This window comes from Pseudoduganella sp. SL102 (genome assembly GCF_027856995.1).
GTDB lineage: Bacteria > Pseudomonadota > Gammaproteobacteria > Burkholderiales > Burkholderiaceae_D > Rugamonas > Rugamonas albidiflava.
The window spans coordinates 1,417,119-1,434,944 of sequence record NZ_CP115554.1 but is presented as its reverse complement, the minus strand read 5'-3'; the positions used below and the strand labels follow the sequence as shown (position 1 = coordinate 1,434,944).

At 64.0% G+C, this 17,826-nt stretch carries 16 protein-coding genes and 1 riboswitch; of the genes, 6 read left to right on the top strand and 10 right to left on the bottom strand.

Annotation, left to right across the window (positions count from 1 at the left end):
• Positions 1-23: 23 nt before the first annotated feature.
• Positions 24-1,904 (bottom strand): phosphomethylpyrimidine synthase ThiC, encoded by a 1,881-nt coding sequence (thiC, locus tag OU994_RS06095; protein ID WP_281610024.1) that lies wholly within the window; start codon positions 1,902-1,904, stop codon positions 24-26.
• A 64-nt stretch (positions 1,905-1,968) separates the two neighbouring features.
• Positions 1,969-2,075: riboswitch (TPP riboswitch) on the bottom strand.
• A 97-nt stretch (positions 2,076-2,172) separates the two neighbouring features.
• Here thiC and OU994_RS06090 point away from each other — a divergent pair.
• The 6 genes from OU994_RS06090 (at position 2,173) to OU994_RS06065 (ending at position 10,156) form a co-directional block, all read left to right on the top strand.
• Positions 2,173-2,853, top strand: coding sequence for a hypothetical protein (locus tag OU994_RS06090; RefSeq protein ID WP_281610023.1), 681 nt, complete (start codon positions 2,173-2,175; stop codon positions 2,851-2,853).
• Positions 2,854-3,071: 218 nt separating this feature from the next.
• Positions 3,072-4,682, top strand: coding sequence for a PAS domain-containing methyl-accepting chemotaxis protein (locus tag OU994_RS06085; RefSeq protein WP_281610022.1), 1,611 nt, complete (start codon positions 3,072-3,074; stop codon positions 4,680-4,682).
• A 339-nt stretch (positions 4,683-5,021) separates the two neighbouring features.
• Positions 5,022-7,823 carry a valine--tRNA ligase gene (locus OU994_RS06080; RefSeq protein WP_281610021.1) on the top strand — a complete coding sequence of 934 codons (2,802 nt, stop codon included), beginning with the start codon at positions 5,022-5,024 and terminating at the stop codon, positions 7,821-7,823.
• A gap of 299 nt (positions 7,824-8,122) precedes the next feature.
• Positions 8,123-8,806: a PEP-CTERM sorting domain-containing protein gene (locus OU994_RS06075; protein WP_281610020.1), complete on the top strand. Its 684-nt coding sequence runs from the start codon at positions 8,123-8,125 to the stop codon at positions 8,804-8,806.
• Between the two features lie 178 nt (positions 8,807-8,984).
• Complete coding sequence (locus tag OU994_RS06070) at positions 8,985-9,422, top strand: DUF2147 domain-containing protein (protein WP_281610019.1); 438 nt, start codon at positions 8,985-8,987, stop codon at positions 9,420-9,422.
• Between the two features lie 50 nt (positions 9,423-9,472).
• Positions 9,473-10,156 (top strand): PEP-CTERM sorting domain-containing protein, encoded by a 684-nt coding sequence (locus tag OU994_RS06065; RefSeq protein ID WP_281610018.1) that lies wholly within the window; start codon positions 9,473-9,475, stop codon positions 10,154-10,156.
• Positions 10,157-10,384: 228 nt separating this feature from the next.
• On the opposite strand, the gene OU994_RS06060 is transcribed toward OU994_RS06065, so the two are convergent.
• From OU994_RS06060 to OU994_RS06020, 9 genes are all read right to left on the bottom strand, one after another.
• Positions 10,385-11,167 (bottom strand): hypothetical protein, encoded by a 783-nt coding sequence (locus OU994_RS06060; protein WP_281610017.1) that lies wholly within the window; start codon positions 11,165-11,167, stop codon positions 10,385-10,387.
• Between the two features lie 9 nt (positions 11,168-11,176).
• Complete coding sequence (locus tag OU994_RS06055; RefSeq protein ID WP_281610016.1) at positions 11,177-11,959, bottom strand: hypothetical protein; 783 nt, start codon at positions 11,957-11,959, stop codon at positions 11,177-11,179.
• Between the two features lie 193 nt (positions 11,960-12,152).
• Entirely contained in the window at positions 12,153-12,917 is a 765-nt protein-coding gene (locus OU994_RS06050; protein ID WP_281610015.1) for a glutaminyl-peptide cyclotransferase, read from the bottom strand.
• A gap of 95 nt (positions 12,918-13,012) precedes the next feature.
• Positions 13,013-13,465 (bottom strand): YaiI/YqxD family protein, encoded by a 453-nt coding sequence (locus OU994_RS06045; protein WP_131147716.1) that lies wholly within the window; start codon positions 13,463-13,465, stop codon positions 13,013-13,015.
• Between the two features lie 4 nt (positions 13,466-13,469).
• On the bottom strand, positions 13,470-14,519 hold the full coding sequence (ruvB, locus tag OU994_RS06040) for a Holliday junction branch migration DNA helicase RuvB (protein WP_281610014.1): 1,050 nt from the start codon (positions 14,517-14,519) through the stop codon (positions 13,470-13,472).
• A gap of 3 nt (positions 14,520-14,522) precedes the next feature.
• Entirely contained in the window at positions 14,523-15,104 is a 582-nt protein-coding gene (gene ruvA, locus OU994_RS06035) for a Holliday junction branch migration protein RuvA (RefSeq protein WP_131147718.1), read from the bottom strand.
• A gap of 34 nt (positions 15,105-15,138) precedes the next feature.
• The gene (ruvC, locus tag OU994_RS06030) at positions 15,139-15,669 is read right to left on the bottom strand and encodes a crossover junction endodeoxyribonuclease RuvC (RefSeq protein WP_281610013.1); all 531 of its coding nucleotides are present in this window, start codon (positions 15,667-15,669) and stop codon (positions 15,139-15,141) included.
• 245 nt (positions 15,670-15,914) lie between these two features.
• Entirely contained in the window at positions 15,915-17,501 is a 1,587-nt protein-coding gene (gene purH, locus OU994_RS06025; protein ID WP_281610012.1) for a bifunctional phosphoribosylaminoimidazolecarboxamide formyltransferase/IMP cyclohydrolase, read from the bottom strand.
• Between the two features lie 89 nt (positions 17,502-17,590).
• On the bottom strand, positions 17,591-17,824 hold the full coding sequence (locus OU994_RS06020) for a helix-turn-helix domain-containing protein (RefSeq protein ID WP_131147721.1): 234 nt from the start codon (positions 17,822-17,824) through the stop codon (positions 17,591-17,593).
• Between the last annotated feature and the right edge of the window lie 2 nt (positions 17,825-17,826).

The window sequence follows — 17,826 nt, the reverse complement described above, 5'->3', positions numbered from 1 at the left end:
CTGTTGTTGGTTTGCGACGCTGTTCAGGCCTTCTGGTACAGCTGGCTGCCCGTCTTCACGAACTCGATGGCTTTTTCCTGCATGCCGCTGGCGGCGTATTCGCGCACTTCCTGGGTGATCTTCATCGAGCAGAAGTGCGGGCCGCACATCGAGCAGAAGTGCGCCACCTTCGACGATTCCTTGGGCAGCGTTTCGTCGTGGAACGAGCGGGCGCGGTCCGGGTCGAGGCCCAGGTTGAACTGGTCCTCCCAGCGGAATTCAAAGCGCGCCTTCGACAGCGCGTTGTCGCGGATCTGCGCGCCCGGGTGGCCCTTGGCCAGGTCGGCGGCATGGGCGGCGATCTTGTAGGTGATCATGCCTTCCTTGACGTCGTCCTTGTTCGGCAAGCCCAGGTGTTCCTTCGGCGTCACGTAGCACAGCATCGCGGTGCCGTACCAGCCGATCTGCGCGGCGCCGATGCCGGAGGTGATGTGGTCGTAGCCCGGGGCGATGTCGGTGGTGAGCGGGCCGAGCGTGTAGAACGGCGCCTCGCCGCATTGCTCCAGCTGCAGGTCCATGTTTTCCTTGATCAGCTGCATCGGCACGTGGCCGGGGCCTTCGATCATCACCTGCACGTCGTGCTTCCAGGCGATCTGCGTGAGTTCGCCCAGCGTCCGGAGTTCGCCCAGCTGGGCCTCGTCGTTGGCGTCGTAGATCGAGCCGGGGCGCAGGCCGTCGCCCAGGCTGAACGACACGTCGTACGCCTTCATGATCTGGCAGATGTCTTCGAAGTGCGTGTACAGGAAGTTTTCCTTGTGGTGCGCCAGGCACCATTTGGCCATGATCGAACCGCCGCGCGAGACGATGCCGGTGAGCCGGTTCGCCGTCAGCGGCACATAGCGCAGCAGCACGCCGGCGTGGATCGTGAAGTAGTCGACGCCCTGCTCGGCCTGCTCGATCAGCGTGTCGCGGAAGATTTCCCACGTCAGGTCCTCGGCCTTGCCGTTGACCTTTTCCAGCGCCTGGTAGATCGGCACCGTGCCGATCGGCACCGGGCTGTTGCGCACGATCCATTCGCGCGTTTCATGGATATGCTTGCCGGTGGACAGGTCCATCACCGTGTCGCCGCCCCAGCGGATCGCCCACGTCATCTTTTCCACTTCCTCGCCGATCGACGACGTGACGGCGGAGTTGCCGATGTTGGCATTGACCTTCACGAGGAAATTGCGGCCGATGATCATCGGCTCCAGTTCCGGGTGGTTGATGTTGGCGGGGATGATCGCGCGGCCGCGGGCGATTTCCTCGCGCACGAATTCGGCCGTGATTTCCTGCGGGATGGCGGCGCCGAACGACTCGCCGCGGTGCTGCCGGCCCAGCAGTTCCGCCATCCTCGTGCCCAGCGGCCCGGCTTCCCGCATCGCCGCGAGGTATTCGCGCCGGCGCATGTTTTCGCGGATCGCTACGTATTCCATCTCGGGCGTGACGATGCCGCGCCGCGCGTAGTGCATCTGCGTCACGCAGGCGCCGGCTTTGGCGCAGCGCGGCAGGCGGTGCAGGTTGAAGCGCAGCGCTTCCAGCGACGCATCGGCCAGGCGGGCCTTGCCGTAGTCCGAGGTCGGGCCGGCCAGTTCCTCGGTATCGCCGCGGGCGGCGATCCAGTCCGCGCGCACCGGCGCCAGGCCGGCACGGATGTCGATCGAGACGTCCGGATCCGTGTACGGGCCGGAGGTGTCGTACACCGTCACGGGCGGATTGACTTCATGGCCGAACGAGGCGGACGTGTCGGCCTGGCTGATTTCGCGCATCGGCACGCGGATGTCCGGCCGGCTGCCGGTCACGTAGATCTTGCGGGAATTGGGCAGCGGCGCGATGGCGGCGCTGTCGACTTCGGCCGTACTGGCCAGAAACTTCTGGTGGGCGTTCAAACAATGGCTCCTTTGGGCAGGAGCCAGCAAAGGAGATGAGGACGAGCGCACCCGGGCGGCTGGGTACAGGATCCTTAAGCTTCCCTTCGCTGGCATTATCCAGATCAGGTTCGGAGGGTATTTCTCACCCGTGCACGGCTGTAACCGCGCGCAGGACCCCTAGCGTTTTGCCGCCTTCGATGAAGGCAGCGCCGCCATTATAGACACGAACCGTGCCTTTACTGCAAGCACCAGCGCCTATAATCGGTATCTCGACGAAAGGATAACGATGCACAAGTGGGTAGCCGCCGCGCTGGCGGCATCGATCACCGTGGGACTGGCGCCGGCATTCGCGGCACCGGACGATGCCTCATCGCGCACGGCCACGCCAGCCGAACAGGAGTCGTTCTTCGACTGGTACGGCGCGCGCCACGCCGGCCGCGGCCTGCTGCGCCCGCAATTCAACGTGATCCGCGAAGAAGGAAAACGCGGCAAGCGGGGCAAGCGCCGTGTCACCGCCATCGTCGACGGCCCGGCGCAGCGCGCCGTACTGCCGCTGTGCCGCCAGCCGCGCGCCGTGTACGAATACGATCCGCGTGCCAGCAAGGAAACGCGCTGGAGCGAATCGGGCCCGCCGCAGACGCTGGTCTGGATCCACCACGCCCCGCAGTGCGGCGCCCAGCCCGATACGCCGGTGCGGCTGTTCCAGCCGCTGGCGGAGATGGATATCCTGATGCTGCTCCAGCAATATCCATCCATCCTGGGCAGCGCCCGCCTGCTCATGGCGGGCAACACGTCCTGCGCGCCATCGCGTTCGCGCGGCTACCGGCTCACTGGCCTCGACCGTGGCAAGGATGGCTTGCCCGTGCTGGTGTTCGCCAGCGACATCGCCGGCGAAGCGCGCGTCTCGGTGCGCCGCACGCGCAACGAGCTGCTGCCGTGGAGCGTGGCCTGTTCCGGCGCGCGCTGACGGCACGGGCACATTCCAGACCACCAGGAGTGTTGCTCATAGGATACATTTCCCTGTTCTTCGCCATCCTTCTCTGCTAAGCTTGCATCCGACTTCCGACGGCCCCACCCCAGCCGTTACCGATGCCCACGGCATCGCCGACCCGTCTCCCAGCCAGTGCGACGCATCCGGATGCCCGGCATCCATTGTCAGAAGATCCAACAAGAAAGCGAGCGAACATGCGGACCAACCTGCCCGTTACCGGCCATGAAGTCCTTCTCGAGGAAGGCAAGACCATCGTTTCCACGACGGACCTGCAAGGCAACATCACCTACGCGAACCCGTACTTCATCAGTATTTCCGGTTTCACCGAGGCAGAGCTGATCGGCGCCCCGCAAAACATCCTGCGCCACCCGGACATGCCGGCGGAGGCGTTCGCCGACATGTGGCGTGCGATCCGCCGCGGCCACCCGTGGACCGGCATGGTCAAGAACCGCTGCAAGAACGGCGACTTCTACTGGGTGCTGGCCAACGTCACGCCGGTGGTCGAGAACGGCAAGCCGGTCGGCTACATGTCGGTGCGCACGCGGCCCAGCCGCGACATGGTCGCCGAGGCAGGCAAGGCCTATGCGGCCTTCAAGGATGGCAAGGCGCAGGGCCTGCGCATCAGCCGCGGCAAGGTGGTGGCGGACGGCCTGCTGCAGCGCCTGGGTGCGCGCCTGCGCCTGTCGCTGCCGGCCCGGCTGGCGATGGCCGGCGTGCTGCCGGCGATGGTGCTGGCGGCCTGCGCGGCAAGTCTCTTTGGCAACGGCGGCAACGGCAGCAATGCGCTGGCCACGATCGCCTCCCTGGCGGCAGTGGCTTCGCTGTACCTGGCCTGGACGCTGCACGGCGCGATCACCGCGCCGCTGCGCACGGCCACCCGCCTGGCGCAGCAGATGGCCGGCGGCGACCTGACCGCCAGCTTCGACGCGGCACGCGACGACGAAGCGGGCGAACTGCTGGCCGCGCTGCGCCAGATGAGCATCAACCTGCGCAGCATCATCGGCGACGTGCGCAGCAACTTCGAGCAGATCGAACAGGCCACCAGCGAAATCGCCACCGGCAACATGGACCTGTCGGGCCGCACCGAATCGCAGGCATCGAGCCTGCAGGAGACGGCGGCCAGCATGGAACAGCTCAATTCCACCGTGCGGCAAAGCGCCACCAACGTGGCCGATGCCGACCGGCTCGCCGAGCGCGCCTCGGAAATGGCCGGCCAGGGGGGCGACGTGGTATCGCAGGTGGTCGCCACGATGGAAGGCATCAGCGCCTCGTCGCACCGGGTGCTCGACATCATCGGCATCATCGACGGGATCGCCTTCCAGACCAATATCCTGGCCCTGAACGCGGCCGTCGAAGCGGCCCGCGCGGGCGAACAGGGCCGCGGCTTCGCGGTGGTGGCATCCGAAGTGCGCGCGCTGGCCCAGCGTTCCGCCGCCGCCGCCAGGGAAATCAAGACGCTGATCGACCAGTCGATCGACAAGGTGGATGCCGGCACGCAGCTGACCGGCAGCGCCGGCACCATCATGGCCGAGGTGATCGCCTCCGTGGCGCAGGTGAAGCAGGTAATGAACGAGATCTCCAACACGGCGACCGAACAGAGCCTCGGCATCGGCCAGGTCAACGAAGCGGTGGCGTCGATCGACGACATCACGCAGCAAAATGCCGCGCTGGTCGAACAGGCCGCGGCGGCGGCCGGTGAACTGGTCGAGCAGACGCGCTGCGTGGCGCAGGCGATCGCCGTGTTCAAGGTGCAGGCCGGCGCCGCCGCCGGCACGCGGCGCAATCTCCAGCGCCTGCCTTCCTGATCAGCCGGGCGGCACGCCGGCGCACACCGGCTTGAGCGCGCCGGCAAGCGCCGCCACGATGCCGTCCATCGCGGCGTTCAGCACCGCCACATGGTTTGCCGCGCCGCCCCGCGCCAACCTGACTCATATGGCCGCGCAGTGACGCGGCAACCCGCCCCCGAACAAAAACGCATTCCCGCAACATTGCAGTGACTCCCGGGATTGGGATCGGCGATGCTGCATGGATTGCCAGGACCCGGCTTCATCCCTCCCCTCATCCCTCCCCTCATCCATCCCGCATCCCTACCCGCATCCCTCCCTTATAATGGTCGTTTTCGCCAAAATCACATATCCCGGATCATGGAATTAGCCAAGTCTTTCGAGCCTGCCGACATTGAACAGTTCTGGCGCAGCGAATGGGAGAAGCGCGGTTACTACGCCGCTTCGATGGATCTCTCGCAGCCCTCCTTCAGCATCCAGCTGCCACCGCCGAACGTGACGGGCACGCTGCACATGGGCCATGCGTTCAACCAGACGATCATGGATGGCCTGACCCGCTACCACCGCATGCTGGGCCATAACACGGCCTGGATCCCGGGTACCGACCACGCCGGCATCGCCACGCAGATCGTGGTGGAGCGCCAGCTCGACGCGCAGAAGATTTCGCGCCATGACCTGGGCCGCGAAAAGTTCGTGGAAAAGGTCTGGGAGTGGAAAGAAAAATCCGGCTCGACGATCACCGGCCAGATGCGCCGCCTGGGCACCTCGCCGGACTGGAACCGCGAATACTTCACGATGGACGAGCCGCGCTCGAAGATCGTTTCCGAAGTGTTCGTGCGCCTGTTCGAACAGGGCCTGATCTATCGCGGCAAGCGCCTGGTGAACTGGGATCCGGTGCTGGGCACTGCCGTCTCCGACCTGGAAGTGGTGTCGGAAGAAGAAGACGGCTCGATGTGGTACATCAAGTATCCGCTGGCCGACGGCAGCGGTTCGCTGACGGTGGCGACCACGCGTCCCGAAACGATGCTGGGCGACGTGGCCGTGGCCGTCGACCCGACCGACGAGCGCTATGAAGCGCTGGTGGGCAAGCTGCTCAAGCTGCCGCTGACCGATCGCGAAATCCCCGTCATCGCCGACTCCTACGTGGACAAGGCGTTCGGTACCGGCTGCGTGAAGATCACGCCGGCACACGACTTCAACGACTACGCGGTCGGCCAGCGCCACAACCTGGAGATGCTGTCGATCCTGACGCTGGACGCGAAGATCACCGACGATGCGCCGCAAGCCTACCGTGGCCTGGACCGCTTCGCCGCCCGCAAGCAGATCGTCGCCGACCTGGAAGCGCAGGGCTTGCTGGAACAGGTCAAGCCGCACAAGCTGATGGTGCCGCGCGGCGACCGTACCGGCGTGGTCATCGAACCGATGCTGACGGACCAGTGGTTCGTGGCGATGAGCAAGCCGGCCCCGGAAGGCACCTTCAATCCTGGCAAGTCGATCACCGACGTGGCGCTGGAAAAGGTCGCCTCGGGCGAGATCAAGTTCGTGCCGGAGAACTGGACCACGACGTACAACCAGTGGCTGAACAACATCCAGGACTGGTGCATCTCGCGCCAGCTGTGGTGGGGCCACCAGATCCCGGCTTGGTACGACGAAGCGGGCAACATCTTCGTTGCGCGCACCGAAGATGAGGCGCTGGCCAAACAGCAGGCCGCCGGCGGCACGGGCGCGCTGCGCCGCGACAGCGACGTGCTCGACACGTGGTTCTCGTCCGCGCTGGTGCCGTTCTCCACGCTGGGCTGGCCCGAGGAAACGCCCGACCTGAAGGCGTTCCTGCCCTCCTCCGTCCTGGTGACGGGCTTCGACATCATCTTCTTCTGGGTCGCCCGGATGGTGATGATGACCGCCCACTTCACCGGCAAGGTACCGTTCGAGACCGTGTACGTGCACGGCCTGGTGCGCGACTCGCAGGGCCAGAAGATGTCGAAGTCGAAGGGCAACACGCTCGACCCGATCGACCTGATCGACGGCATCGGCGTCGACGAACTGGTGGCCAAGCGCACCACGGGCCTGATGAATCCGCGCGCGGCCGAGAAGATCGAGAAGGCCACGCGCAAGGAATTCCCCGAAGGGATCGCGGCCTACGGCACCGATGCGGTGCGCTTCACGATGGCCAGCTACGCCTCGCTGGGCCGCAACATCAACTTCGACCTGGGCCGCGCCGAGGGCTACCGCAACTTCTGCAACAAGCTGTGGAACGCTACTCGTTTTGTGCTGATGAATACCGAGGGCAAGGATTGCAGCGCCAGCGATGCCGACCTGTCGCCGGCCGACAAGTGGATCGTCTCGCTGCTCAACCGCACCGAGCAGGAAGTGGCCAAGGGCTTTGCCGACTACCGCTTCGACAACATCGCCACCGCAATTTATAAATTCGTGTGGGACGAGTACTGCGACTGGTACCTGGAGCTGGCCAAGGTGCAGGTCCAGCAAGGTACCGAAGGCCAGCAGCGCGCCACCCGCAACACGCTGCTGCGCGTGCTGGAAGTGGTGCTGCGCCTGGCGCATCCGATCATTCCTTTCGTGACCGAACAGCTGTGGCAGACCGTGGCTCCGCTGGCCGGCAAGGGCGATACCGAAGGCAAGTCGATCATGGTGCAGCCCTACCCGATCGCCAACGAAGCGGCCATCGACGAAGCGGCCGAGGCATGGATCGCCGAACTGAAGGGCTTCACGGATTCGACCCGCAACCTGCGCGGCGAAATGAAACTGTCGCCATCGGTGCGCGTGCCGCTGATCGTCGAAGCGACCGCCGCCGACAAGGACAAGATCGCCGCCTTCGCACCGTACGTGCAAATGCTGGGCAAGCTGTCCGAAGTGCAGATCGTCGATGCGCTGCCGGAATCGCCGGCCGCCGTTTCGGTGGTCGGCACCACCAAGCTGATGCTGAAGGTGGAGATCGACGTGAAGGCCGAGCGCGAGCGCCTGTCGAAGGAAATCGCCCGCCTGGAAGGCGAAGTGGCCAAGGCTTCCGGCAAGCTGTCCTCGGAAAGCTTCGTGGCACGTGCCCCGGCCGCCGTGGTGGCGCAGGAGAAGGAGCGCGTGGCCAACTTCACCGCCACGCTCGACAAGCTGCGCGAGCAGTTCGCCAAGCTGCCGGCCGCGTAAGCTTCCTGCACGCCCTGAAGACGGTGGACCGGGTCATTCCGGCCCACCGTTTTTTTTTCGCCACATGGGACAGTCAGCTTCTACACGCTAATGATGCATCCGGATTAAACTTGTTGACACATTATCCACATAGATGTTTTAATGGAAAGTAGCATACGGGAAGCCGCTCGCCGGGTCCCGTTGCCGATCCGGTATCGATCAACGATGCGGACTTGTTCTCCTGCTCAGTGCAAGCCGCGGCAGCGGATGTGCCAGGACAAATCCATAATAAAAAATCCTTCCAAAACCACTCCAGAATCATGACGACGAAATACATTGCATTGCTGGCCCTGGCATTATCCAGTTCGCTTGCCCAAGCGGAATCGTACACTTTCGAATATAAAGCCACCATTGATTCGATCACCCGCGGCGACCCGGCTTTGCCCTCTTCCGCTTTATCGTCGGTAGACCTGGGCACGGTGACGACCTCCATCGGTGATGTGGTCACGACACGCTTCACCGTCGACAGTTCATCGTCCCCCTATTACGACCCATATAGCGACAGGTATATGGCCTGGTATTCGACAAGCAACTACAACGTGCATTTCGAACAGTCCGGTTATACGGAAAGCACCAACGCTTCCGAATACACCGCAGTGATCGACGCCCAGAATGGCGTCTACGGCGGCGATAGCTTTACCGCAGCGTACACCGCTTACCATTACTGGCCTGTGATGGCTTATACCGAGTACACCTTCGAGCTGACCGACAAGTCCGGGCAAGCGCTGACCAATACGGCGCTGGACCTGGAAGCGTTCAAGCAACTGGCCCCATCCTTTGCTATGCGCCATAGTATTCTCGGCAACGGAGGCATGGAGACCATTTACCTGACCGGCACGGTTGGTTCGTTCGCCCTTGTTTCGGAAGTTCCCGAACCTTCGACCTACGCGATGCTCGCCGCTGGCCTGTGCTTCGTGGCCTGGCGCAGGAACCGCCTGAACTGAACTGCTGAACAGCGGGGCGCGCCGCTTTCGACACCCTGCCAAGTTAAGTTGCGAGAGCAGGTTGCCAGGCGCGGGCCTGGCAAGTCCGCATCCTGCAAAAGCCGGACCGGGTTCCCCGCGCCGGCTTTTTCACTCACTCGAGCTACACTCGTCGCACAATCATTTCAAGGAGACCCCGATGCGTGCACTGCTCTGCGCCGCCCTTTTCACCATCGCCTTACCCGCGCTTGCCGGCAGTACCTCGGCCGTCGGCCTGTGGAAAAGTATCGACGATGGAACCGGCAAGCCGAAAGCCGAGATTCGCATCAGCGAATCGAACGGCGTGCTGACGGGCCGCGTCGAGAAATTGTATCGGGCCCCCGGCGAGGACCAGAACCCGGTGTGCGCCAAATGCGACGGCGAGGATAAAGGCAGGCCAATCATTGGGCTGTCGATCATCGACGGCATGAAAAAGGATGGCGACGGCTACAGTGGCGGCACGATTCTCGATCCGGAGAATGGCAAGGTGTACAAGAGCAGGATGAAATTGCTCGATGGCGGCGCGAAACTCGAGGTTCGCGGCTATCTCGGCGTGCCCATGCTGGGACGTTCGCAGGTCTGGATCAGGCAGGATTAGACGGCAGCAGCTCCCCTGTTGATCATGCAATCAAAATCAGAAACCCACTAATGAATAAATACAAATATTTGAAATCTCTTGCCCTGCTTACTTGTTTGGGGGCAAATTCGCAGGCAAACGCCGAGCTCTTCGACCTCAAATACACTGCAACGGTAACCAGTATTACGGCAGATGAAGCCTACTTTCCTCGTGCTCTACAAAGTACCAGCCTGGCAGGATCGATCGTCAGCATAGGAGACACGGTAACAGGAGTCTTCAGGTTTGATACCGGGGTCGTGGCCGGAACGTGGGAAAATGGCCCTGAGACGGGCCTGTACCATGACCTGAGCGGGTATTCGCTTTCCATAGGCGAATTCAGAGAGGCTGGCGGGTTTGGATCGGTATCGGTCGTCGACAGCTCCGACTCCGAACACGGAGGGGACAAGGTCTCGCTCTACCACAGAGGCTATTACTACACGCCGGTATATTTGAGCGATACATTTCTCGACTTTGGATCTTCGTCGGCAGCAATTTTCCCGAATAGCCAGCTGACAGCAGATACCTTAAGACTGATCGGCCCTTCACGCTTCTCCTACAAGTATCATCAGATTCTCGATGAAGACTTTACCGTGAACGCAGACGTGAATTTCTGGTCCATGACACCGGCAGTCCCCGAACCCTCCACCTATGCGATGTTAGCTGTCGGTCTCGGCCTGCTGGCATGGCGCCGGAAGAACGCAGCGACACACGCCTGATCGCCAAGCACCATAAAAAACGGGGGGCCGCAGCCCCCCAAAAATACAACACTTCCTGCCACTTGGCTCTGGCGGAGCCGTTTCTTCCCGGGTGAAACGCGCTCCTGTCTGGTATTCGCCGCTCTTTCCTGAAAAGCAGCGAGTCAAATCCGATGACTGAATTATGCGCACTGGCCATGCGCAAGGGTTCAGTGAGATTGCCGCAAATTTGTAAGCACCCGGCGACAATCACAGCACCTTGTGCCACACCGGATCGTCCGACCGGTATTTCCAGATGCAATACAGGCCATCGCGCTCGGCCATGACCACATCGGCCTTGTTGGTCAGCGTCCAGCGGAATTGCCGGCACGGGAATTCACCGATCGGCAGCTCGCCGGTGAGCGTGATGGCGCCGCGATAGCGGGCGCCCTGCCATGCGATCTGTTCGCCCGGCTGCATCGTTACCAGCATTTCCAGGAAACGTTTCGTCAGCCCGCCGCTGACGGCCAGCTTGCCCTGGGCGTTGGCGTCGTGGGAAAAGCCGCCTGCGCACTCGCTGCAGGCCACGCGGCCGGCCTGTTCGAAGGCCCGCGCCTGCTCCTTGCCGCCCGTAAAGTCATAGTCTTCGAATCCGTAGGCGCATGCCGGCTCGGTGGGCCACAGCGCAGCCGGGAAATTTGCCGGACGCGGCCCCAACGGTGGCAGTGGCTTGCGCTTGCGGGTGCTTTCGCATCCGGGCCGGGCAGCGCTGGCAGGCACTTGTTCCCACGCCGCTTCGGGCGCCGTTCCGGTGGCGGGCCTTGCGGGCGACGGTGCCGCGGGCGATGCCGGCGCCGGCGCTGGTGCCGATGGCGAAGTGGCTTCGCGTATCGCGCCGTTCACGGCGTTCGTCGTGGCATGCGCTGCGGCACTGGTTGCCGCGTTGGTGGCGGCATTGGTGATGGCGTTCTTCAGCAGGTCGCCGAACTGCGCATGGACCGCTCCCGAGGCAAGGATCGTGGAAAGCGCGGCGGCGAGGCAAATCCTGTTCATGCTCGCTCCTCAGATGACCCGATGCCAGGCAGGCTGGTCGCCACGCCACGAGAATTTGCAGTAGAGGCCGGGCCGCTCAGCGACGATGTCCCGCTCCTTGTTCGTCAGCGTCCAGCGGAACTGCTTGCATGGGAAGGTACCGATCGGCTGTTCGCCCACCAGTTCGATGCGTCCGGCCAGCCGGTGTCCCTGCCATGCCACCTGCCCGCCCTCCTTCAGCGCCAGCAGCCCTCCGGAAAGGTCGTATTGCGCGCTCCGGCCGCCGAGGTGGAACGCCGGCAGGGCATCACTTGCGCGGCCGCTCACGCATTCCGGACACAGCGGCGAGCCCGCCTTGTTGAATGCCTTGACCTGGGCGTCGGCTTCCGTGAACGTGTAGTCGGAAAAGCTGCGCGGCGTGCACTTCGGCGTATCGGGCCACAGCACGGCAGGCTGGTACAGCGGCGGACGCTCGCCGAGCGGCGGCAGTGGCTGGCCTTCGTCATCGGGGCAGTAGTACGTGCCGGCCGCGGCCGGGGCAACCCCAGCGGCGGGGGCAACGGCAGGCGACGTGGCAGCCACACGCGCGGCGGGGGCCGGCTGCGGACGCTCCTTCGGCGGATTCTTCACGCTGTCGACGGTGCCATCGATGGCGCCGTTGACGGCTTTCGTGGTGGCATGGGACGCCGCGCTGGTAACGGCGTTCTGGGCGGCGTTGGTGACGGCGTTTTTCAGCATGTCCATGAACTGGGCATGCGCGGTGCCAGCCGCCAGCAGCGCGCATGGCAGTACGAAAAGTCGAAGGGGGTGCATGGTCGGGTCCTTGATACAACGATCGGCGACCCTGGATTATGCGAGACCGGAATTGACGCCCATAGTGGAAAATTGCCCGGAATTTGTAAGCCGGGCGCGACAATTGACGCGGCCGAAGTGGCATCGCGCTGGGCCTTGCGCAGGGCCCCGGGTTGGCCCCGAGCTAACCCCTATGTAGCCGCGATGCGAGCTGCTACGGGCGCTTCACCAGGCGAATTTCAAACAGTTTCGGCCACCGCTTGCCGGTCACGAACAGGCGCCGGTTCTTGTCGTCCCAGGCAATGCCGTTCAACACGTTGTCCGCGTCCGATCCGGCGCCGGCCAGTTCATCGAGCCCGGTCAGGTCGATCCAGCCGCGTACCTGGCCGGTCACTGGATCGATCCGGGCGATACGGTCGCTCTGCCAGATGTTGGCCAGGATTTCCGTGCCCACCCACTCGAGCTCGTTGATCTGCGCGACGGGAATACCGTCCGCCGTGACGCGGATGCGGCGCAGCACGCCCATCGTGGCGGGATCGAGCACGCGGATGAAGGCCGTGCCATCGCTCATGTAGAGCACCTTGCCGTCGCCGGTCAGGCCCCAGCCCTGGCCCTGGTAGCCGAACGATCCCACCTGTTCGAACGTGTCGATATCGAAGATGAAGCCCCGCTCGTTGGTCCAGGTGAGGCTGAAGATGCGCTCGCCGACCGGGGCGATGCCTTCGCCGAAATAATTGGCCGGCAAGTCGCGTTTCAGCAGCACCTCGCCCGTCTCCAGTTCCACCTTGCGGATCGACGAGGCACCGTACTGGCCGGTGCTTTCGTAGAGCACGTCGTCGCGGTAGAACAGGCCCTGGATGAAGGCGGCCGGATCGTGCGGATAGGTGTTCCTGACGATGTAGCCGTAGACAGGCACGGCAGCCTGCACGATCGCGCTGCAGGCCAGCGCGAGCGCGGCAAGGAAAGTCCTGGTCAGCATGGTCAGCCTCCGGCTACGGGTGGATTGAAGGATACGATCTGCTTCGACAATCACGAACTACTTCGACAATCACGATCTACTTCGACAATCACGATCTACTTCGGCAGATGGCGGCGCAAGTGGCCATCGAGCGCGTTGGCAAAGCGCTGGCGGTCCGCCTGCCCGTAGGCGGACGGGCCGCCGGTATCGACGCCGCTGCCGCGCAGTTCGTCGAGGAACGCACGCATCGTCAACTGCTGGGCGATATTGTCCGGCGTGTAGAAATCGCCGCGCGGATTCAATGCATGGGCGCCCTTCTTCAGTATATCCGCCGCCAGCGGAATGTCAGCCGTGATCACCAGGTCGCCCGGCTCGGCCAGGCGCACGATCTCGCGGTCGGCCACGTCGAACCCGGCCGGCACCTGCACCGAGCGCACGTATTTCGATGGCGGCACCCGCAGCAACTGGTTGGCCACCAGCGTGACGTCGACCTGCACGCGGTCGGCCACGCGGTACAGGATTTCCTTGACGGCCCCCGGGCAGGCGTCGGCATCGACCCAGATCTTCATGGCATCACCACAGTTCGCCGGTGAGGCTGGTGCGCGGCGGCTTCAGGCCGAAGTGTTCAAACGCGGCAGGCGTGGCAACGCGGCCGCGCGGCGTGCGCTGCAGGTAGCCTTGCTGGATCAGGTAGGGTTCCAGCACATCCTCGATCGTATCGGCGGCCTCGCCGATGGCGGCGGCCAGGTTGCCGATGCCGACCGGCCCGCCGTTGAACTTGAACAGCACTGCTTCGAGCAGCTTGCGGTCCATCACGTCGAAGCCGACGGTATCGACGTCGAGCATGACCAGCGCGGCATCGGCGACATCCTTGGTGATGTCGCCATTGCTTTTCACTTCGGCGTAATCGCGCACGCGGCGCAGCAGGCGGTTGGCGATGCGGGGCGTGCCGCGTGCGCGGCGGGCGATTTCCAGCGCGCCGGTGTCGTCGATGTGCGCCTTCAGCAGCGCGGCGCTGCGCGTGACGATCTTCGCCAGTTCCTCGGTGGTATAGAACTCCAGGCGGGCGACGATGCCGAAGCGGTCGCGCAGCGGATTGGTCAGCATGCCGGCGCGCGTGGTGGCGCCGACCAGCGTGAACGGCTGCAGGTCCAGCTTGACCGAACGGGCGGCCGGGCCTTCGCCGATCATGATGTCGATCTGGTAGTCCTCCAGCGCCGGATACAGGATTTCCTCGACGACCGGCGACAGGCGGTGGATCTCGTCGATGAACAGCACGTCGTTCGCTTCGAGATTGGTCAGCAGCGCGGCCAGGTCGCCCGGGCGCTCCAGCACCGGGCCGGACGTCTGGCGCAGGTTGACGCCCATCTCGCGGGCGATGATGTTGGCCAGCGTGGTCTTGCCCAGGCCCGGCGGGCCGAACAGCAGCGTGTGGTCGAGCGCCTCGCTGCGCCCGCGCGCCGCGGAGATGAAAATCTCGAGCTGGTTGCGGATCTTCTGCTGGCCGACATATTCGTCGAGCAGCTTGGGGCGCAGCGCGCGTTCGATCGCTTCCTCGTTCGGCGACGAGGGCGCGGCATCGATGATGCGCTGTTCAGTAAAACTATCGGTCTGGATGGCCATCTCTTAACCTTTCGACAGCGCCTTCAGCGCCTGCTTGATGCCGTCCGACACCGAGGCGCCGGCCGGCACGGTCTTCAGCGCCAGCAGCGCTTCCTTGTCCGAATACCCCAGCGCGATGAGGGCGTTCAGGATATCGGTCTGCGCATCCGGCACCGCGGCGACGCCGCCGACGGCGCCCAGGTCCGCGCCCAGCTTGCCCTTCAGTTCCAGCAGCAGGCGCTCGGCGGTCTTCTTGCCGATGCCGGGAATCTTGACCAGGCGGCCCGCTTCCTGGCGGGTGACGGCCTGCGACAGGTCGGCGATCGACATGCCGGACAGGATGGCCAGCGCCATGCGCGCGCCGATGCCGCTGATCTTGATGAGCTGCCGGAACACGACCCGTTCTTCCGCATGGCCGAAGCCGTACAGCAGGTGGGCATCCTCGCGCACGGTGAGATGCGTGAACAGGGTCACGCGCTCGCCCGTGTGCGGCAGGTTGTAGAAGGTACTCATCGGTACGTCGATTTCGTAGCCGACCCCGCCCACGTCGACCAGCAACTGGGGCGGATTTTTTTCAAGCAGAACACCGGAGAGACGTCCGATCATGGCGCAGCCTTGGAATTTTTACGATGGAAGAAGTTTAGCCGACCAGGCGGCCGCGCTTCATATGCAGTTGGGTCATTCCGGTGGCGGCGATGGCCGCCAGCGTGTCGTGCGAATTGGCATGGCAGATGGCGACGCCGAGCGCGTCGGCCGCATCGGTGCCGGGCAGCCCCGGCAGTGCCAGCAGGCGCGCCACCATCAGCTGCATCTGTTCCTTGACCGCCCTGCCCGAGCCGGTGACGGCTTGCTTGATCTGGGTGGGCGAATACTCCGCCACCGTCAGCGCCCCGCTCACGAGGCCGCAGATGGCCGCGCCGCGCGCCTGGCCCAGCAGCAAGGTGGATTGGGGATTCACGTTGACATACACCTGCTCGATGGCGGCGCAGTCCGGCTGGTAAGTGGCCGTGAGTTCCATGACGCCGTCGAGGATGACCTTCAGGCGCGTGGGCAAGTCCCCTTCGCCGCTCTTGATGGTGCCGGAGGCGATGTAGCGCAGCTTCGTGCCCTGCTTGTGGATGACGCCGAAGCCGGTGGTACGCAGGCCAGGGTCGATGCCGAGAATGATCATCTGGGGATTATATGCAGGAAACAAAGCGCCCGCTAGGCGGGCGCAATATGGTGCAGGAGTCGGCCTGCTGGCAAATTTCTTGTACCCCAAGGCAGAAGCCGGGGTCAGGAAGGAATGCAAGCCAGCAGGCTTGCATCGTTCCGCAGGCGCGGAGCATGCTCCGCGAAACCCCTGCCTCACCCCGCCGGGTCTGACCCCCAGGTTTTGCATCTGGGGTACGATGGAAGCTGACGACCTGCTGACTATTAATGCCGGAAGTGGCGCGTGCCGGTGTACAGCATGACAACGCCACGCTCGTCGGCGGCATCGATCACTTCCTGGTCGCGCATCGAGCCGCCCGGCTGGATCACGCAGGTCGCGCCGGCGTCCACCACCACGTCCAGGCCGTCGCGGAACGGGAAGAACGCGTCGGAGGCGACCACGGAACCGGCCAGCGTCAGCCCGGCATTCTGGGCCTTGATCGAGGCGATGCGCGCGGAATCGATGCGGCTCATCTGGCCGGCGCCCACGCCCAGGGTCATGTTGTTGGCGCAGAAGACAATGGCGTTCGACTTGACGAACTTCGCCACCTTCCATGCGAACATCAGGTCGACCAGCTGCTGCGGGGTCGGCTGCTTCTTCGTCACCACGCGGGTATCGGCCAGCAGCACGTTCTTCGAATCGGCCGACTGCACCAGCAGGCCGCCGCCGACGCGCTTGAAATCGAAGGTGTTCACGCCGGAGCCCAGTGCGATTTCCAGCAACCGCACGTTCTGCTTGGCCGACATGATCTTCTTCGCTTCTTCCGTGAACGACGGCGCGATCAGCACTTCGACGAACAGCTTGGCCAGTTCGGTTGCCGCCGCGGCGTCGACTTCCACGTTGAAGGCGATGATGCCGCCGAATGCCGAGGTGGGGTCGGTCTGCAGCGCGCGGCTGTAGGCTTCCACGGCCGAGCCGCCCAGCGCCACGCCGCACGGGTTGGCGTGCTTGACGATCACGCAGGCCGCCGGCTGGTCCATGCCCGTGAAGCTCTTTACGCATTCCCAGGCCGCGTCGGCGTCGGCGATGTTGTTGAACGACAGTTCCTTGCCCTGCAGCTGGCGGTAGTTGGCCAGCGCGCCCGGCACGGCCTTCGTGTCGCGGTAGAACGCGGCGCCCTGGTGCGGGTTTTCGCCGTAGCGCATGTCCTGCACTTTTTCAAAGGCCACGTTCAGCGTTTGCGGGTAGGCGCCGCGGTTGGCGTGCGAACGGTCCGGGCCCAGGCTGGACAGGTAGTTGGTGATCGCGCCGTCGTAGGCGGCGGTGTGCGCGTAGACTTTCTTCGCCAGGTTGAAGCGGGTTTCGTAGCTGATGTAGCCGGGCGAATTGTCCGTGGTCTTCATCTCGGCCAGGATCTGGCCATAGTCGGACGGGTCGCAGATCACCACCACGTCCTTGTGGTTCTTGGCCGCCGAGCGCAGCATGGCCGGGCCGCCGATGTCGATGTTCTCGATCGCGTCGTCCAGCGTGCAGTCGTCCTTGGCCACCGTGGCCTGGAACGGGTACAGGTTGACGACCACCATGTCGATGGTGGGAATGCCATGCTCATCCAGCTTGGCCATGTGCTCCGGGAAGTCGCGGCGGGCCAGGATGCCGCCGTGGACTTTCGGGTGCAGCGTCTTCACGCGGCCATCCAGCATTTCCGGGAAGCCGGTGTAGTCGGCGACTTCGGTCACGGCCAGGCCGTTTTCCTGCAGCAGCTTGGCGGTACCGCCGGTGGACAGGAGGTTGACGCCCATCGCCGACAGGGCCCGCGCGAAATCCAGAACGCCGGTCTTGTCGGAAACGGAGAGGAGAGCTTGTTTGATCATGGCTGTAGTCCAGGTTGAAAATTCTTGTTATCGAGCAGTCGCCGGCACACGTGGCCGTCGCAGCCACTCCAAGAGGCCGGACAGAAGCCTTACAGCAGGCCGTGCTCCTGCAATTTCTTGCGCAGCGTATTGCGGTTGATGCCCAGCATTTGCGCGGCGTGCGACTGGTTGCCGTCGGCGCGGTGCATCACTACTTGCAGGATCGGCCGTTCGACAGTCATCACGACCATGTCGTAGATGTTCGACGGTTGCTGTTCGCCCAGGTCGTTGAAATACTCTTCGAGGCTCTTCGTGACAACTTCCTGGATACTTTCTTTGCTCATGT

Excerpts from the sequence above, each read along its gene's own strand:
- OU994_RS06090 (WP_281610023.1), top strand. The coding sequence starts at position 2,173 with ATGCACAAGTGGGTAGCCGCCGCGCTGGCGGCATCGATCACCGTGGGA.
- OU994_RS06085 (WP_281610022.1), top strand. The coding sequence starts at position 3,072 with ATGCGGACCAACCTGCCCGTTACCGGCCATGAAGTCCTTCTCGAGGAA.
- OU994_RS06080 (WP_281610021.1), top strand. The coding sequence starts at position 5,022 with ATGGAATTAGCCAAGTCTTTCGAGCCTGCCGACATTGAACAGTTCTGG.
- OU994_RS06075 (WP_281610020.1), top strand. The coding sequence starts at position 8,123 with ATGACGACGAAATACATTGCATTGCTGGCCCTGGCATTATCCAGTTCG.
- OU994_RS06070 (WP_281610019.1), top strand. The coding sequence starts at position 8,985 with ATGCGTGCACTGCTCTGCGCCGCCCTTTTCACCATCGCCTTACCCGCG.
- OU994_RS06065 (WP_281610018.1), top strand. The coding sequence starts at position 9,473 with ATGAATAAATACAAATATTTGAAATCTCTTGCCCTGCTTACTTGTTTG.
- OU994_RS06060 (WP_281610017.1), bottom strand. The coding sequence starts at position 11,167 with ATGAACAGGATTTGCCTCGCCGCCGCGCTTTCCACGATCCTTGCCTCG.
- OU994_RS06055 (WP_281610016.1), bottom strand. The coding sequence starts at position 11,959 with ATGCACCCCCTTCGACTTTTCGTACTGCCATGCGCGCTGCTGGCGGCT.
- OU994_RS06050 (WP_281610015.1), bottom strand. The coding sequence starts at position 12,917 with ATGCTGACCAGGACTTTCCTTGCCGCGCTCGCGCTGGCCTGCAGCGCG.
- OU994_RS06045 (WP_131147716.1), bottom strand. The coding sequence starts at position 13,465 with ATGAAGATCTGGGTCGATGCCGACGCCTGCCCGGGGGCCGTCAAGGAA.
- ruvB (WP_281610014.1), bottom strand. The coding sequence starts at position 14,519 with ATGGCCATCCAGACCGATAGTTTTACTGAACAGCGCATCATCGATGCC.
- ruvA (WP_131147718.1), bottom strand. The coding sequence starts at position 15,104 with ATGATCGGACGTCTCTCCGGTGTTCTGCTTGAAAAAAATCCGCCCCAG.
- ruvC (WP_281610013.1), bottom strand. The coding sequence starts at position 15,669 with ATGATCATTCTCGGCATCGACCCTGGCCTGCGTACCACCGGCTTCGGC.
- purH (WP_281610012.1), bottom strand. The coding sequence starts at position 17,501 with ATGATCAAACAAGCTCTCCTCTCCGTTTCCGACAAGACCGGCGTTCTG.
- OU994_RS06020 (WP_131147721.1), bottom strand. The coding sequence starts at position 17,824 with ATGAGCAAAGAAAGTATCCAGGAAGTTGTCACGAAGAGCCTCGAAGAG.